General features: G+C 68.7%; 14 protein-coding genes. 4 read left to right on the top strand and 10 right to left on the bottom strand.

All coding sequences use genetic code 11. The features are described from left to right. Positions 1–105: 105 nt before the first annotated feature. The 3 genes from pheT to pucL all read left to right on the top strand — a co-directional run bounded on the left by pheT (position 106) and on the right by pucL (position 5,120). Complete coding sequence (gene pheT / locus GXW79_RS02335) at positions 106–2,616, top strand: phenylalanine--tRNA ligase subunit beta (RefSeq protein WP_211872617.1); 2,511 nt, start codon at positions 106–108, stop codon at positions 2,614–2,616. Positions 2,617–2,759: 143 nt separating this feature from the next. Next, positions 2,760–4,163 (top strand): nucleobase:cation symporter-2 family protein, encoded by a 1,404-nt coding sequence (locus GXW79_RS02330; RefSeq protein WP_211872616.1) that lies wholly within the window; start codon positions 2,760–2,762, stop codon positions 4,161–4,163. Positions 4,164–4,280: 117 nt separating this feature from the next. Then, positions 4,281–5,120: a factor-independent urate hydroxylase gene (gene pucL, locus GXW79_RS02325; RefSeq protein ID WP_211872615.1), complete on the top strand. Its 840-nt coding sequence runs from the start codon at positions 4,281–4,283 to the stop codon at positions 5,118–5,120. A gap of 6 nt (positions 5,121–5,126) precedes the next feature. Here the strand turns inward: pucL and GXW79_RS02320 are convergent, their stop codons facing one another. From GXW79_RS02320 to GXW79_RS02275, 10 genes are all read right to left on the bottom strand, one after another. Beyond that, positions 5,127–6,209 (bottom strand): sulfate/molybdate ABC transporter ATP-binding protein, encoded by a 1,083-nt coding sequence (locus GXW79_RS02320; RefSeq protein ID WP_211872614.1) that lies wholly within the window; start codon positions 6,207–6,209, stop codon positions 5,127–5,129. After that, positions 6,206–7,039, bottom strand: coding sequence for a sulfate ABC transporter permease subunit CysW (gene cysW / locus GXW79_RS02315; RefSeq protein ID WP_211872613.1), 834 nt, complete (start codon positions 7,037–7,039; stop codon positions 6,206–6,208). The genes GXW79_RS02320 and cysW overlap by 4 nt, the downstream gene beginning before the upstream one ends. After that, on the bottom strand, positions 7,036–7,902 hold the full coding sequence (gene cysT, locus GXW79_RS02310; protein WP_211872612.1) for a sulfate ABC transporter permease subunit CysT: 867 nt from the start codon (positions 7,900–7,902) through the stop codon (positions 7,036–7,038). Before cysT ends, cysW begins: the two co-directional genes overlap by 4 nt. After that, complete coding sequence (locus GXW79_RS02305; protein ID WP_211873055.1) at positions 7,899–8,915, bottom strand: sulfate ABC transporter substrate-binding protein; 1,017 nt, start codon at positions 8,913–8,915, stop codon at positions 7,899–7,901. The genes cysT and GXW79_RS02305 overlap by 4 nt, the downstream gene beginning before the upstream one ends. 175 nt (positions 8,916–9,090) lie before the next feature. After that, positions 9,091–10,440, bottom strand: coding sequence for an acetyl-CoA carboxylase biotin carboxylase subunit (gene accC / locus GXW79_RS02300; RefSeq protein WP_211872611.1), 1,350 nt, complete (start codon positions 10,438–10,440; stop codon positions 9,091–9,093). Between the two features lie 5 nt (positions 10,441–10,445). Further along, positions 10,446–10,907 carry an acetyl-CoA carboxylase biotin carboxyl carrier protein gene (gene accB, locus GXW79_RS02295; RefSeq protein WP_211872610.1) on the bottom strand — a complete coding sequence of 154 codons (462 nt, stop codon included), beginning with the start codon at positions 10,905–10,907 and terminating at the stop codon, positions 10,446–10,448. 1 nt (position 10,908) lies between these two features. After that, a complete protein-coding gene (aroQ, locus tag GXW79_RS02290; RefSeq protein ID WP_211872609.1) occupies positions 10,909–11,361 on the bottom strand; it encodes a type II 3-dehydroquinate dehydratase in 453 nt (150 codons plus the stop codon). A 110-nt stretch (positions 11,362–11,471) separates the two neighbouring features. Then, positions 11,472–12,089, bottom strand: a complete 618-nt coding sequence (locus tag GXW79_RS02285) for a cysteine peptidase family C39 domain-containing protein (protein ID WP_211872608.1) — start codon at positions 12,087–12,089, stop codon at positions 11,472–11,474. Between the two features lie 196 nt (positions 12,090–12,285). Next, the gene (locus GXW79_RS02280; protein WP_211872607.1) at positions 12,286–13,911 is read right to left on the bottom strand and encodes an ABC transporter substrate-binding protein; all 1,626 of its coding nucleotides are present in this window, start codon (positions 13,909–13,911) and stop codon (positions 12,286–12,288) included. Positions 13,912–13,965: 54 nt separating this feature from the next. After that, entirely contained in the window at positions 13,966–14,682 is a 717-nt protein-coding gene (locus GXW79_RS02275) for a class I SAM-dependent methyltransferase (RefSeq protein ID WP_211872606.1), read from the bottom strand. Between the two features lie 53 nt (positions 14,683–14,735). Between GXW79_RS02275 and gloB the strand changes: the two genes are divergently transcribed. Continuing rightward, positions 14,736–15,461: a hydroxyacylglutathione hydrolase gene (gene gloB, locus GXW79_RS02270; protein WP_211872605.1), complete on the top strand. Its 726-nt coding sequence runs from the start codon at positions 14,736–14,738 to the stop codon at positions 15,459–15,461.

The raw sequence follows: 15,461 nt of genomic DNA, 5'->3' as shown, positions 1-15,461 counted from the left end.
GTCTATTGGATCTGGTTGCGCAGCCAGCACCAGTATACAAAAAAGAAAGAATGGGGGTTTGGGGGAAATTCTTTTCCCCCACGCTGTCGTCAGAGGAAACTACGAATGAAATTCACCCTCTCCTGGCTGCGCGCGCATCTCGAGACTGAGGCGACGCTCGACCAGATCACCACCACGCTCTCCACCATCGGCCTTGAGGTCGAGGGCGTGGAGGACCGCGCCGCGGCCCTCGCCGGCTTTCGAATCGCCGAGGTGGTTGAGGCCGAGCAGCACCCCAATGCCGACCGCCTGCGCGCGCTGAAGGTGAACACCGGTGAGGGCCCTCTGCTCTCCGTCGTCTGCGGCGCGCCGAATGCGCGGGCGGGGATGCGCGGCGTGGTGGCACTGCCAGGCGCCTTCATCCCGGGCACCGGCATCACGCTCAAGAAGGGCGAAATCCGCGGCGTGGCTTCGGAGGCGATGATGCTTTCGGCGCGAGAGATGGGGCTCGGCGACGACCATAGCGGCATCATTGACCTGCCGGCGGATGCGCCCATCGGCATGGCCTATGTCGCCTATGCGAAGCTCGGCGATCCGGTGATCGAAATCGCGGTCACGCCGAACCGTGGCGATGCACTGAGCGTGCACGGCGTCGCGCGCGACCTCGCCGCCGCCGGGCTCGGGCGGTTGAAGCCGCTGCCCTCGCCGGTGATCACGCCCGCCTATGCCTCGCCGCTGACATGGGAGATCGCGGACCCGCAAGCCTGCACCTACGTGCTTGGCCGTGCCATTCGCGGCGTCACCAACGGGCCTTCGCCGCAATGGCTGCAGGATTGGCTGACCGCGATCGGGCAGCGGCCGATCAATGCGCTGGTCGACGTGACGAACCTTTACTGCTTCGGCCTCGGCCGGCCCTTGCACGTCTTCGACGTGGCCAAGGTCCAGGACACCACGCTCACCATGCGCATGGCGCGTGCGGGCGAGACGCTGGAGGCGCTGAACGGCAAGACCTACGCACTGACGGAGGAGGACGGCGTCATCGCCGACGCCGCCGGCCCCGAGGCGCTGGGCGGCATCATCGGCGGCGCGCCGACCGGCTGCGACGAGACGACCACCGAGTGCTTCATCGAATGCGCGATCTTCGACCCGGTGCGCATTGCCCTCTCCGGCCGGCGTCACGCGGTGACCACCGATGCCCGCTCGCGCTTCGAGCGCGGCGTGGACCAGGACCTGCCGCGCCTTGCGCTGGAGATGGCGACGGCCACCATGATCGAACTCTGCGGTGGCGAGGCGAGTGAGATCAGCGAAGCCGGCACGCCGCCCGTTTGGCAGCGCCAGGCGACGCTCCGCTTCGCGCGCCTCGCCGAACTCGGCGGCGCGACGGTGTTGCCGGACGAAGCGGTGGCGATCCTGGAGCACCTGGGCTTCGTGGCATCGCATCGCGACGCGGGTTCGGTGACCGTCGCGGTGCCGCCCTGGCGCAACGACGTCGCGCAGGTCGCTTCCGGCAATGCGGACGCGGCACTCGACCCACGTGGCGGGATCCTGGTGCAGCCGGCCGATCTGTCGCCTGAACGCGCCACTGCCGCTGCCGCCGGCTGCGCCGTGATCGAGCACGAGGCGGACCTCATCGAGGAGGTGCTGCGCATCCGCGGTCTCGATGCCATCGCGCCGCTGTCGCTGCCCGTCGCGTCGCCTGTGCCACCGGCCGCGCTCAGCCCGCGCCAGGCGCGCCAGGGGCTCGCGCGGCGCGTCATCGCGGCGCGCGGCATGATGGATTGCGTGACCTACGGCTTCCTCGACCATGCGACCGCGGCGTTGTTCGGCGACACGCCGGCCAGCCTGCGCCTGGAGAACCCGATCGCAGCCGATCTCGACCAGATGCGCCCCACCCCCGTCGCCTCCCTGCTGCTGGCCGCCGCGCGCAACGCCGCGCGAGGGCATGCGGCGGTGGCGCTGTGCGAGATCGGCGGCGCCTATCGCCACACCGGCATCGACGGCCAGCTCACGCTTGCCTGCGGCATCCGCACGGGGGAGACGCCGCGCCATTGGGCTGCACCCGCCCGCGCGCTCGATGCCTTCGACGCGAAGGCGGATGCGTTGGCCGTGCTGGCGGCCTTAGGCGTGCCGATGGCCGCGCTGTCGGCCACGGCGGATGCGCCCGGCTTCTACCATCCCGGCCGTTCGGGGGTGCTGCGCCAGGGCCCCAAGACCGTGCTCGCCACCTTCGGCGAGGTGCATCCGCGCATCGCTGCCGCGCTCGACCTCACCGGCCCAGCGGTCGCGTTCGAGGTGTTCCTCGATGCCATCCCCGACCCCAAGCGGCGCAAGAAATCCGCGCCCGACCTCGCGCCCTTCCAGCCGGTGCGGCGTGACTTCGCCTTCCTGGTCGATGCCGCCACACCTGCCGAGACGCTGCTGCGTGCCGCGCGTGGCGCCGATCGCGCACTCATCACCGACGTCGCGCTGTTCGACCGCTACGCCGGCGACAAGCTGCCCGAGGGCAAGATCAGCCTGGCCATCGACGTGACGCTGCAGCCGCGCGAGGCGACGCTCACCGATGCGGCGATCGAGGCGGTGGCGCAGAAGATCATCGCCGCGGTGGTGAAGGCGACGGGCGCGACGCTGCGCGCCTGAGCGCGCATTTCCCGCTTGTAAGGTGCGGCCGTCCGCGCTGAAATCCCGCGTAGGGAATGGGGCGACGGCAACGGCGGAGGCATCAGCCACCGTTGGCACGCCTGCGCCCTGCGCCGTTCCGTCCCGCAACGCTGGAATGGAGCATGCGCGTGGCGATACCGGTTCATCCTGTCGACGAGAAGCTGCCGCTGCCGCGGCTGATACCGCTGGCCGTGCAGCATGTGCTGGTGATGTATGCCGGTGCCGTCGCGGTGCCGCTGATCGTCGGCCGTGCGCTGCGCCTGTCGCCTGAGGACGTGGCCTTCCTCATCAGCGCGGACCTCTTCGCCTGTGGCCTCGCGACGCTCGTGCAATGCTACGGCGTCGCCTGGTCGGGCATCCGCCTGCCGGTGATGATGGGCGTGACCTTCGCCTCGTTGGGCCCCATCCTGTCGATGGCGGCCGCACCCGAGGTCGGCCTGCTCGGCATCTTCGGATCGGTCATCGCGGCGGGCATTTTCGGCATCCTGGTCGCACCCTTCGTCAGCCGGCTGCTGCCGTTCTTCCCGCCGGTGGTGACGGGCACGATCATCCTGGTGATCGGCATTTCGCTGATGCGCGTGGGCATCAACTGGGCGGGCGGCGGCCAGCCCACGATGACCCGCATGGTCGACGGCGCTCCGGGCGCCTTTCCCAACCCGAACTACGGCCAGCTGCAGGGCCTGGGCATCGCGCTGTTCGTGCTGGTGACCATCCTGTGCCTGCTGAAATGGGGCCAGGGGTTCGTGAAGAATGTCGCCGTGCTGCTCGGCATCGTCGCGGGGTCGGTACTCGCCGCATCGCTCGGCCTGATGCATTTCGAGAAGGTGGGCACGGCGGGGTGGTTCGACGTGGTGATGCCGTTCCATTTCGGCGTGCCGCAATTCCACCTGATCCCGATCGTGACCATGTGCATCGTGATGGTCGTGGTGATGATCGAATCGCTCGGCATGTTCCTCGCCCTGGGCGAGATGACGGGCAAGCGCATCACGCAGGATGACCTCACGCGGGGCTTGCGCGCCGATGGCGTCGGCACCTTCCTCGGCGGCATCTTCAACACTTTTCCCTACACCTCCTTCTCGCAGAATGTGGGCTTGGTGGGTGTGACCGGCGTTCGCTCGCGCTGGGTGACGGTGGCCGGCGGCGTGATCATGCTCATCCTCGGGCTGCTGCCGAAGATGGCGGCCCTGGTCGAGGCGGTGCCGCAGGTGGTGCTCGGCGGCGCGGGGCTGGTGATGTTCGGCATGGTGGCGGCGACCGGCGCGCGCATCCTGACCGCAGTGGATTTCAAGACGAATTCAGGCAACCTGTTCGTGGTGGCGGTCTCGGTGGGGTTCGGGATGATCCCGCTGGTCGCACCCAGCTTCTTCAAGAACCTGCCGCATGACCTGCACCCGCTGATGGAATCGGGCATCCTGCTCGCGGCCATCGTGGCGGTGGTGCTGAACGCCTTCTTCAACGGCCTGGAAAGCGCCGAGGAAGCCGCGGCAAAGGCAGCGTCCGCCGCAGCGACCGCCGATCATGCTTGATGCACGCCCTCAGGCGCTTGGCTCGCCGCACGAGCGGCGACGGCCATGCGGCCTTGCGGCGTGCGGTGCGCGCCGAGCGACTCTGACTCCGCTGACGCCTGCTAGGAGAACGCCCCCATGGCCTTGATCAACTCCACCTACGGCAAGGGCCGCGTCCGCATCATGCGGGTCAAGCGCGACACCGCGCGCCACGAGGTGCGCGAGCTCAGCGTGAAGACGCTGCTCACCGGGGGCTTCGACCGCGTCTTCACCGATGCGGATAATTCCGCCGCTCTGTGCACCGACACGGTGAAGAACATCACCTGGATCGTCGCGCGCGAGAATGTGGGGCTCGACAGCGAGCTCTACGGCAAGGCGCTGGCCCAAAAATTCCTCGACGCCTATCCGCAGGTGGAGACCGTCACCGTGATATCCGAGGAGACCAAGTGGACGCGCATGGTCGTCGATGGCGAGGAGCAGGATCACGGCTTCATCCTCGACGCCAACGGCAAGCCCACGGTGACCGTCGAGGCCACCCGCGCGGGCATGGCGGTGACCTCCGGTCTCAGCGGATTCACCTTCATGAAGTCCACGGAATCCGGCTGGGACAAGTTCTTCAAGGATGAGTACACGACGCTGGCCGAGACGCGGGACCGCATCGCCGCGACTGCGATGGAAGCCCGCTGGCGCTGGTCCCGCGACCCTGCCGACTACGCCGCGGCGAACGCGTTGATCCTCAAGACCATGCTGAAGGTCTTCGTCTCCACCTATTCCGAGAGCGTGCAGGACAGCCTCTACCGCATGGGGATGGCGGCGCTCGACGCGGTGCCGGAGCTGATCGACATCCACATGGCCTGCCCGAACAAGCACTACGTGCCGATCAACCTCAAGCCCTTCGGCATGGACTACGACAACATGGTCCTGCTGCCGACCGACGAGCCGCACGGCCAGATCGAATGCACCGTGGGCCGCGACTGAGCGGCCTCAGCGCAGGCTCGGCGCCGCCTCGCGCCCGTTGATCGAGACGCGTTCGCCGCGCGCGCCGAAAGCGGTCAGCGCCTGGAACTCGAGCGCGCAGGCGGCGCCGCGCTCGAAGGCACGCTCGCCATAGCCTTCCAGCCGATGCTCGCCGACCGCCACCAGCATCTTCCAGCGGCCGCGCTCGGCCGGCCGCGACCATTCCACGAGGCCGGGCGCGAGGCCATCGCGTGGCGGCAGGATGCGCAGGTCGTCCGGGCGGACGAAGATTTCGGCCGCACCTTCGGGCAGCCCCGCGGCGTCAAACCCGCCGAAGCCCGCGATGTCGAGACGACCGCCATGCACCGAGGCCGCGAGCCGGTTCGCATCGCCCACGAAGCGCGCGACGAAGGCGGAGGCCGGCGCATCGATCAGCGTATGCGGCGGGTCGAACTGCACGATCCGGCCTTGCTCCATCACCGCGACTCGGTCGGCCATCTCCATCGCTTCCTCCTGGTCATGGGTGACGAGGAGCGAAGTGAGGCCGAGGCGGTCGTGCAGCCCGCGCACCCAGCGCCGCACATCCTTGCGCACCAGCGCGTCGAGCGCGCCGAACGGCTCGTCGAGCAGCAGCAGCTGCGGCTCGATGGCGAGCGCCCGCGCCAGGGCCACGCGCTGGCGCTGGCCGCCGGAGATCTGCTCCGGGTAGCGCGGCGCAAGCTCGGGGATCTGCACAAGCGCGAGCAGCTCCCGAACGCGCCGGTCGATCTCGGCATTGGCGGGACGCTGCGCGCGAGGACGCACGCGCAATCCGAACGCCACGTTCTCGAACACGGTCATGTGGCGGAACAGTGCGTAGTTCTGGAACACCACGCCGACATTGCGATCGCGCGCCGGCACCTGCGCGACATCGCGTCCGCCGATCAGGACGCGCCCGGCATCGGGGAAATCCAGCCCCGCGAGAATGCGCAGCAAGGTGGTCTTGCCCGACCCCGACGGTCCCAGCAGCGCCACGAATTCGCCCGAACGCAGCGCCATCGAAACGCCACGCAGCGCGGGGTTCGCCGCGGTGCCGAAATCGCGCGTCACCGCCTCGATCTCGACGCTCATGCCTCGATGCCGATCGGCCGCGCGGTCCAGTATTCCAGCAAGGCCTTGGCCGCGAGCGTCACCAGGCCGAGCAGTGCGAGCAGGGAAGCGACGGCGAAGGCGCCCACGAACATGTATTCATTGTACAGGATCTCCACATGCAGCGGCATGGTGTTGGTGGCACCCCGGATGTGTCCGGAGACGACGGCGACGGCGCCGAACTCGCCCATCGCCCGGGCATTGCACAGCAAAACGCCACCGAGCAGCGCCCATTTGACGTTCGGCAGGGTGACGCGGAAGAAGGTCTGCAACCCGCCGGCGCCCAGCGTCGCGGCGGCTTCCTCCTCCTCGCGCCCCTGCTCCTGCATCAATGGCAGCAGGGTGCGGGCGACGAAGGGGAAGGTGACGAAGGTCGTCGCCAGCACCAGGCCAGGCAGCGCGAAAATGATCTGGACGTCGTGCTCCCGCAGCCAGGGGCCGAACCAGCCTTGGGCGCCGAAGATCAGCACGTAGACCAGGCCCGAGATCACCGGCGAGACCGAGAAGGGCAGCTCGATCAGCGTCACCAGCAGGCGCTTGCCGGGGAAGTCGAATTTCGCGATGGCCCAGCTCGCCGCGACGCCGCCCAGCGTGTTCACCGGCACCGCGACGGCGGCGACCAGCAACGTGAGCCGCATGGCGGACAGGGCGTCGGGCTCCACGATGGCCTCCAGCGCCGGCGCGATCCCCCGCCGCAGCGCCTCGGTGAACACCGCGGCGAGCGGCGCGAGGAAGATCAGCACCGCGAAGACCAGGGCCAGCATAACCAGCAGGCGGCGCAGCCACGGCGCGTCATCCGTCGCCACGCTCATGCGCGGCCCCGCCGGACCCAGCGTTGCAGCAGGTTGAGCGCGAGGAGGATGAGGAAGGCCAGGACCAGCATCGCGAGACCGATCGCGGCCGCAGCGGCGTCGTCATATTGCTCCAGCTTGGTCACGATCAGCAGCGGCGCGATCTCGGTCGCCATGGGCATGTTCCCGGCGATGAAGATGACGGAGCCATACTCGCCGACCGCGCGCCCGAAACCCAGGCCGAAGCCGGTGATCAGCGCCGGCGCCAGGGCCGGCAGCACCACCCGCCACAAGGTCTGCATGCGCGTTGCACCCAGCGTAGCGGCGGCTTCCTCGCCTTCGAGGGCCAGGTCGCGCAGCACCGGCTCCACGCTGCGGATCATGAAGGGCAGGGCGACGAAGACCAGCGCGATCAGCACGCCGACCGGGCGATACGCGATCTGCCAGCCGAACGCCGCGGCGAGCGGTGCCCCCAGCCAGCCATTGTTGGCGAGCAGTGCGGTCATCGCGAGGCCGGCCACCGCCGTTGGCAATGCGAAGGGCAGGTCCACCAGCGCATCCAGCAAGCGGCGTCCCGGGAAGCGGTAGCGGGTGATCACCCAGGCGAACAGCAACCCCAGGGGCAGGCTGATGATCGCCGCGAGCAGCGCGGCACCGAAGGACAGCCGGAACGCCGCGAGCACCCGCGCGTCCAGCAGCACCGCCACGACGCCGGAGATGCCGATCTGCCACGGCTTGATCGCCAGAGCGGCCAGCGGGATCAGGACGATCAGCCCCAGCCAGGCGAGCGTCACGCCCAGCGAAAGCCCCAGCCCTGGCAGGGCGCGCCGGCCCGTCGCACGCCCGACCCGCGCCGGCCGCAGCGCCGTGGCGGCGGCCGTCATCGTCCCGGCCGGTAGATGCGGTCGAACACGCCGCCATCGTTGAAATGCGTCCGCTGCGCGCCGCCCCAGCCGCCGAAGACATCCTGCACGGTCACCAACTCCAGTGCCGGGAAACGCGTCCCGGCCTCGGCGAGGATGGCGCGGTCGCGCGGGCGGTAGAAATGCGTGGCCGCCAGGCGCTGGCTCTCCGGGGTATAAAGGTGCTGAAGGTAGGCCTCGGCCAGCGCCCGCGTTCCGCGCCGGTCCACGTTGCGGTCCACGACGGCAACCGGCGGTTCGGCCAGGATCGACAGGCTCGGGTAGACGATCTCAAGCCCGGCCTGGGGAAATTCCTGGAGCGCCAGGTGGGCCTCGTTCTCCCACGACAGCAGCACGTCGCCCTGGGCGCGCTGGACGAAGGTGGTGGTGCTGCCGCGCGCGCCGGAATCGAGCACCGGCACCTGGCGGAAGAGCTGCGTCACGGCCTGTTCGGCCGTGGCCGCACTGCCGCCGGGCTGGCGCAGCGCCCAGGCCCAGAGGGCAAGATAGTTCCACCGAGCCCCTCCCGATGTCTTCGGGTTGGGCGTGATGATGGACACGCCGGGCTTCAGCAGGTCGCCCCAGTCGCGGATGGCCTTGGGGTTCCCGCGCCGAACCAGCAGCACGATGGTGCTGGTGTAGGGGCTGCTGTTCTCGGGCAGCCGGCCCTGCCACTCGCGCGCGATGAGGCCGCGCTCGGCGAGTTCGTCGATGTCATAGGCGAGGGCAAGGGTCACCACATCGGCCGCGAGCCCGTCGATCACCGCGCGCGCCTGCCGCCCGGACCCGCCATGCGAGGTCGAGATCGTGGGCCGGGGCTGACCGAGGCTGGTCCAGTGCGCCACGAAGGCCGTGTTGAAGGCGCGATAGAATTCGCGGGTCGGGTCGTAGCTGACGTTCAGCAGCGTGGAGGCCGACTGGGCGAGCGCCGGTGCGGCGGCAAGGGTGGAGGCGGCGGCGAGAAAGCCGCGCCGCGCGAGCGGGGTGCGGGTCATCATGCGTCATGTCTCCTGGGTCAAGGGTGCCGGGGATCGCGTGGTGGCCGCAAGTGCGGTGCCGTCGCCGGCACGCCTGGGGTTTCGGTGAGCGTCCGCGGCATGCGCCCTTTAATCACGCCGGACGAACGTGAGACAAGATAATCCAACCAGGAATGCGGTAAATTGATCCGCGTCAGAGCTCAGGGACGCGCGCCACGAAGCGCTCCAGCCAGTGGATGGTATAGTCGCCGGCCTGAAATTCGGGATCCTCCACGATGCGCTGGTGCAGCGGGAGCGTGGTCTTGATCCCCGCCACCACCATTTCGCTCAGTGCCCGGCGCAGGCGGCCGATGGCCTCGGCGCGGTTGGGAGCATGCACGATGAGCTTGGCGACCAGGCTGTCGTAATGCGGCGGCACCGTGTAGCCGGCGTAGAGCGCGCTATCGACCCGCACGCCCAGGCCGCCGGGCGCGTGGTACTGCGTCACCTTGCCGGGCGACGGGGCGAAGGTTTCCGGGTCTTCCGCCGTGATGCGGCATTCGATCGCGTGGCCGGTGAAGCGGATATCGCCCTGCCCGTAGCCGAGCGGCAGGCCGGCGGCGACGCGGATCTGCTCCTTCACCAGGTCGATGCCGCAGATCATCTCGGTGACGGGGTGCTCGACCTGCAGGCGGGTGTTCATCTCGATGAAGGCGAATTGCTCGTCCTGGTACAGGAACTCCAGCGTGCCGGCGCCGCGATAGCCGAGCTTGCGCAGGCCGGCCGTCACTGTCGCGCCGAGTGCATCGCGCTCCGTCGCGTTCAGCGCGGGCGAGCCGGCCTCCTCGAGCAGCTTCTGGTGGCGGCGCTGGAGGGAGCAGTCGCGTTCGCCGAAATGCACGACATTGCCGTGGGTGTCGGCCATCACCTGCAATTCGATGTGGCGGGGACGGTCGAGGTATTTTTCCAGGTAGACGCTGTCATCGCCGAAGGCGGCCTTGGATTCCGTGCGCGCGACGCGCCAGGCCTCCTCGATCTCGCTCTCGTCGAGTGCGACCTTCATGCCGCGCCCGCCGCCGCCGGCCGCCGCCTTTATCAGCACCGGATACTTGATCTCGGCGGCGATCGCGCGCGCCTCCTCGAGCGTGTTCAACGCCCCGTCCGAACCGGGCACCAGGGGCACGCCGAGCGAGCGCATCGCCGCCTTGGCCGCGATCTTGTCGCCCATCATGCGGATATGCGCCGAGGTCGGCCCGATGAAGGCCAAGCCATGCGCCTCCACCATCTCGGCGAAGCGGGCGTTTTCCGACAGAAACCCATATCCCGGATGGATCGCCTCCGCTCCCGTGATCGTAGCCGCCGAGAGGATCGCCGCGACATTGAGGTAGCTGTCGCGCGCCGCCGGCGGGCCGATGCAGACGCTCTCATCGGCCAGGCGCACATGCATCGCCGTGGCATCCGCGGTCGAGTGCACCGCCACCGTGCGGATGCCCATCTCCTGGCAGGCGCGATGGATGCGCAGCGCGATCTCGCCGCGATTCGCGATCAGGATTTTTTGGAACATCCGGGCTATTCGAGCACCAGCAGGGCTTCGCCGAATTCCACGGGGGTGCCGGTTTCGATGAGGATGCGTGTGATGGTGCCGGCGCGCGGGGCACGGATCTGGTTGAAGGTCTTCATCGCCTCGATCAGCAGCAGCGTCTGCCCCTGCGCGACCTTGGCACCGATCTGGATGAAGGGCGCCGCACCGGGTTCGGGGGCGAGATAGGCGACGCCCACCATCGGGCTGGTGACGGTGCCGGGGTGGTCGGCCTCGGCTTCCGCGGCCGCGGCACTCGCGGCAGCCGGCGCGACGGCCGCGACCGGCGCCGGCGCGGCATGCACCATCACCTGCTGCGGTGGCGCCACATGGCGCACCACGCGCACGCGGCTGTCCTTCTCGACGATCTCGATCTCGGAGAGGTCGGTCTCGCGCAGGATATCGGCCAGCGCGCGGATCGCCGCCGGGTCGAACTGGATGCCGGATGCCATGTTACGCGCGGCCTTCTGCGATGATGCCGGCCATCGCCCGCATCGCGAGCGCATAGCCTTCGACGCCAAGCCCCGCGATCACGCCGGTCGCGGCCTTGGAGACATAGCTGTGCTGGCGGAATTCCTCCCGCCGATGGATGTTCGTGATGTGCACCTCGATCACCGGCAGGTCCGACGCCAGCAGCGCATCGAGCAGCGCGATCGAGGTGGTGGTGTAGCCGGCCGGGTTGATGATGATGCCGCGCGCGCGGCCACGGCATTCCTGCACCCAGGTGACCAGCTCGCCCTCTGCATTGGTCTGGCGGAAATCGACCGCGAGACCGAATTCCTCGGCGGTGTCCACGCACAGCGCCTCGACATCGTCGAGCGTGGCGGAGCCATAGAGATGCGGCTGCCGAGTCCCGAGCAGGTTGAGGTTCGGACCGTTCAGGATGACGATGAGCGGGGGCTGCAAGGGCGGAGTCCCGAAATTTTCTCGATGCCGGAGGGGCTAGCACGGGGGGTTTGCCAGGGGCAAGCCGCCGTGCCCCTGGCCCCGATCCCTCATGGTACCTGCCGGCTGGGCTATTTCCGCCGTACGATCCAGCCGCTCATCTTGCCGGTCTTGAAGCGCACCGTGGTGCCGAGGGTCATCAGCGTCGGATGGACGTCGCCATCGCCGGGGTCGTTGATCATCGCGTAGTTGATGCCGAACGCGCCGGCGGTCTCGTCGATGCAGACGAAATGCGCGCCGCCGCCATCCCAGACCACGTGCGCGATGCAGGGCGCCCCGCCGGCGACCGCTGCCGTGATGGCCGCGGCCATCCCGCCCTCGCCGACGTCGACGCATTCCCAGTTGCCGAGCCAGAGGCGCTTGAGCACCTCGGGGTGGTTCAGGCCATTGGTGTAGGAGGTGCCGTCATAGACGGTGCCACACACGTCGCCGTAGATCTTGTAGACTTCCGGTTCCGTCTTCACCGCGAAATCGACCGAAGCCTTGGCCAGCGTGGCGCCGAGGTAGCTGCCCACCACGGGCACCGTCTGCAGGCTGGCCCCGGCGGCCATGCCGGAGAACATCAGCCCCTTCTTCATCTTGAAGTTCAGCATGAGGATGCAGGCGATGCCGCAGGAATTCACCTGTTCCTGCTTGTGGACCACGTGCGCGGTCGCGAATTTGGTGAAGCGGACGAACCAACTGCCCATGATGGTATCCCTTCTCGTTCGATGCAGAACGGTATGGCGTCGCAACGAACGCGGCAAGGGTATTTTGTGCCGATGTCCTCACGGTCGGGCGAGCGCGGGGCGAAAACGCGAAGACAATCTCTTTGCTGCACGTAGGAATTGCGATCGGGCGAGAGAAGCGCCCGTTCGCTAAGTCCTGACGACCGCTGCGTGCCGATCAGCTCAGCGTGGTGAGGTCCTGGAACCAGTGCTGCGCCTGGGTGTAGCCGCGCACGTTGCGGCCCAGCGCATGCGGGTTGGTGTCGTGCACCACGAACACCAGCAGCGCCTCGTCCACCGCCTTCTGGTGCACCTGGGCCATCAGCCGGTCCACCTCGGTGCTGTCGAAGGTGTTCATCGCGGTGTCGATCAGCCGGTCCATCTCGGCGTCGCGGTAATGCGACCAGTTCACCCCGGTGGGCGCGATCTGGTTCGAGTGGAAGAAGCGGATCAGCGCGTAGAGCGGATCGGACGTCACATAGGCCACGTTGTTCGCGGTGATGCCGTTGCGCGCGATCTCGCCCGCGGCTCCCTGGCGCCAGCAGGTGTAGAGCACCTCCAGCTCCACCGCCTGGAACTCGATCTCAACGCCGATCTCACGGAAGGCCTGCTGGCAGTATTCGTTGATCGGCAGGGACAGCATCTGCCCTGATCCGCCGGTCGCGATGAGAAATTTCGTCCGCAGCGGATTGGCGCGCGAGAAGCCGGCCTGCTGCACCAGGCGCCGCGCCTCGTCCGGGTCGTGCTTCACTTCGAAAGTCGGGTTGCCGAACCAGGGCGAGGTGCGGTCCACCACGCCATAGGCAGGCTTCGCCAGCCCGTTCATCAGCTGCACCACCTCGTCGCGGTTGATCGCGAGATTCATCGCCTTGCGCAGCCGGATATCGCGCCAGGGCGAGCCCTCCAGCAGGCTGAGGTGGTAGTTCCACACATGCGGCGTGACGTTCTCGACGATGCGGTTGCCGCCCTGACGCAGCCGCGCGACCACGTCGGGCGCCGGCGTCTCGATCAGGTCGACCTGGCCGGTGAGCAGCGCGTTCGAGCGCGTGATGGCCTCGGGCGCGCAGACCAGGATCAGCCGGTCCACCTTGGCCATGCGCGCGGGGTTCCAATAGCCGGCGTGCTTAACCAGCTCGGCACTCGCGCGCGGCACGAGGCGAGCAAGGCGGAACGGCCCAGTCCCCGACGGCTCCGACGCGAACCGATCCCAGTTGCGGCCCAGCCGTTCGAACTGTGCCGGCGAGGAGATCAGGAACCACAGCATCTGGTAGGGAAAGATGCTGTCGACGGCGCGCGTCGTGACCTCGACGGTCATCGCATCCACCTTCCGCCAGGACGCGACGGAGGGCAGGCGCGGCCGCACCTGGGCCGATTGGCGGTTGTCGAAATGCGGCGCCTGCGGGTTCAGCACCTTCTCGAAGTTCCAGATCACCGCATCTGCGTCGAAATCCGACCCGTCATGGAACTTCACGCCCGGGCGCAGCCGGAACACCCATTTCTTTCGGTCGGTCGCATCGGCCTCCCAGCTCAGCGCGAGGCCCGGGACAAGTTTGCCCGGCCGGTCGGCGACATCCATCTCCCAGGCGACCAGCGGGTCATAGATGGTGTAGCCGGTGAACTGGTAGGCACCGGCGCCGCGGTCCGGCTGGCCGGAGGTCAGCGGGATATCGTTCATCGAGATGCCGTATCGAAGCACCCGCTCGCCGCCCACGGTTTGGGCGGATGCCTGCGACAGAGGCGGCATGGCAAGGCCGAATGCGCCGGCACCCAGCAGGGCGCGGCGGGAAAAATCGGAAAACGGCATCAAGCGAGGCTCCCGGTGAGTGCGTTGCGGCGGGTAAACGCAATCGCCGTGCCGCTACCCCGGCGTCGGCACCACCACCCGTCGCCGCGCCGTCACCCCCCCGCTCGGGATCGCGGCGAAGACATCCTTCTCCGCCTCCACGATCGCGACGCCGGCGAAGCGCGCCGGGCACAGCGCCCGCCCCACGCCCTCCCACACCCGCGCGGTCCGCAGCAGCGGCCCGCCATAGGGGAGCAGGAACAGCGCGCTGTCGCGCCGCTCCACCCGGAACAGGTGGCGCACCAGCAACCGCTGCAGCTGCCCCGCCGAATAGGGCTGCCCATGCCCGAACGGCGTGCCTTCCTGATACGCCCACAGCCCGCGCCGGTTCGGCACCACCACCAGCAGCCGCCCATCATCCTTGAGGATGCGCCACACCTCGCGCAGCAGTCGGCGCGCGTTGCCCGCGGCTTCCAGCCCGTGCACCAGCAGCACCCGGTCCACCGACAGGTCCGGCAGCGGCAGGGAGTCCTCCTCCGCCACCACGGTCGCGAAGGGGCCACCGCGCGGCCAGGCGACAGGCGGCACCGCGCCCTCGGTCACCAGCGACAGGCATCGCTGCGCTTGGCCGCGCCACAGCCCCAGATAGGGGTTGGCATAGCCGATGCCGAGCACGGACTGTCCGGTCAGGTCCGGCCAGAGCGCGCCCAGCCGCGCGCGCAGCAGCCGCCCCGCGATGCGGCCGAGCGGCTCCGCGTAAAACGCCTCCAGGCCGTGGACCTCAGCATTCATCCGGCCGATATAGGCCAGAACCACCCCGCGCCCCAACAAGGAGCACGCGCCCCATGAGCGTCACCGCCACCGCCATCCCCAACCTCCGCGACAACTACGCCTGGCTGCTGCGCGATTCCGACGGCACGGTCGGCCTCTGCGACCCCGGCGAGGCGGCGCCCTGCATTGCCGCCATCGAGGCCGCGGGCGGGCGCCTGGACTGGATCATCCTCACCCACCACCATGGCGACCATGTCGACGGCGTGGACGAGGTCCGCGCCCGCTTCGGCTGCCAGGTCGCCGGTGCGCTGGCCGACCGCCATCGCCTGCCCGAGCTCGACCTCGCGCTGCGCCCCGGCGACACCTTCATGCTGGGATCGAGTGGTGCGGAGGTGATCGACGCGCCCGGCCACACCCATGGCCACATCGTGTTCAACTTCACCGAGGCGCACATCCTGCTCGCCGGCGACGTGCTATTCTCGCTCGGCTGCGGCCGCCCCAGCGAAGGCACGGCGGAGGAACTGTACCACTCCATCCAACCGCTCAAGATCCTGCCCGACGACACGCTGATCTGCTGCGGCCATGAATACACCGCCGACAATGCCCGCTTCTGCCTGACAATCGAGCCCGAGAACCCCGACCTCATCGCCCGCGCGGCCGAGGTGAAGGAACAGCGCGCCGCCGGCCAGCCCACCGTGCCGACGACGCTGGGCGAGGAGATGAAGGCCAATGTCTTTCTGCGCGCCCGCGACGCCGTGACGTTTGCCGAATACCGCACCGCCAAGAACAATTTCCGCTGA

The organism is Plastoroseomonas arctica (genome assembly GCF_018128965.1).
GTDB lineage: Bacteria > Pseudomonadota > Alphaproteobacteria > Acetobacterales > Acetobacteraceae > Plastoroseomonas > Plastoroseomonas arctica.
This window is presented reverse-complemented; position numbering and strand designations above follow the sequence as displayed.

Coding starts and splice junctions, on each gene's coding strand:
- pucL (WP_211872615.1), top strand. CDS start 4,281: ATGGCCTTGATCAACTCCACCTACGGCAAGGGCCGCGTCCGCATCATG.
- GXW79_RS02330 (WP_211872616.1), top strand. CDS start 2,760: ATGCGCGTGGCGATACCGGTTCATCCTGTCGACGAGAAGCTGCCGCTG.
- accC (WP_211872611.1), bottom strand. CDS start 10,440: ATGTTCCAAAAAATCCTGATCGCGAATCGCGGCGAGATCGCGCTGCGC.
- GXW79_RS02320 (WP_211872614.1), bottom strand. CDS start 6,209: ATGAGCGTCGAGATCGAGGCGGTGACGCGCGATTTCGGCACCGCGGCG.
- gloB (WP_211872605.1), top strand. CDS start 14,736: ATGAGCGTCACCGCCACCGCCATCCCCAACCTCCGCGACAACTACGCC.
- GXW79_RS02280 (WP_211872607.1), bottom strand. CDS start 13,911: ATGCCGTTTTCCGATTTTTCCCGCCGCGCCCTGCTGGGTGCCGGCGCA.
- cysW (WP_211872613.1), bottom strand. CDS start 7,039: ATGAGCGTGGCGACGGATGACGCGCCGTGGCTGCGCCGCCTGCTGGTT.
- GXW79_RS02275 (WP_211872606.1), bottom strand. CDS start 14,682: ATGAATGCTGAGGTCCACGGCCTGGAGGCGTTTTACGCGGAGCCGCTC.
- cysT (WP_211872612.1), bottom strand. CDS start 7,902: ATGACGGCCGCCGCCACGGCGCTGCGGCCGGCGCGGGTCGGGCGTGCG.
- pheT (WP_211872617.1), top strand. CDS start 106: ATGAAATTCACCCTCTCCTGGCTGCGCGCGCATCTCGAGACTGAGGCG.
- GXW79_RS02305 (WP_211873055.1), bottom strand. CDS start 8,915: ATGACCCGCACCCCGCTCGCGCGGCGCGGCTTTCTCGCCGCCGCCTCC.
- accB (WP_211872610.1), bottom strand. CDS start 10,907: ATGGCATCCGGCATCCAGTTCGACCCGGCGGCGATCCGCGCGCTGGCC.
- GXW79_RS02285 (WP_211872608.1), bottom strand. CDS start 12,089: ATGGGCAGTTGGTTCGTCCGCTTCACCAAATTCGCGACCGCGCACGTG.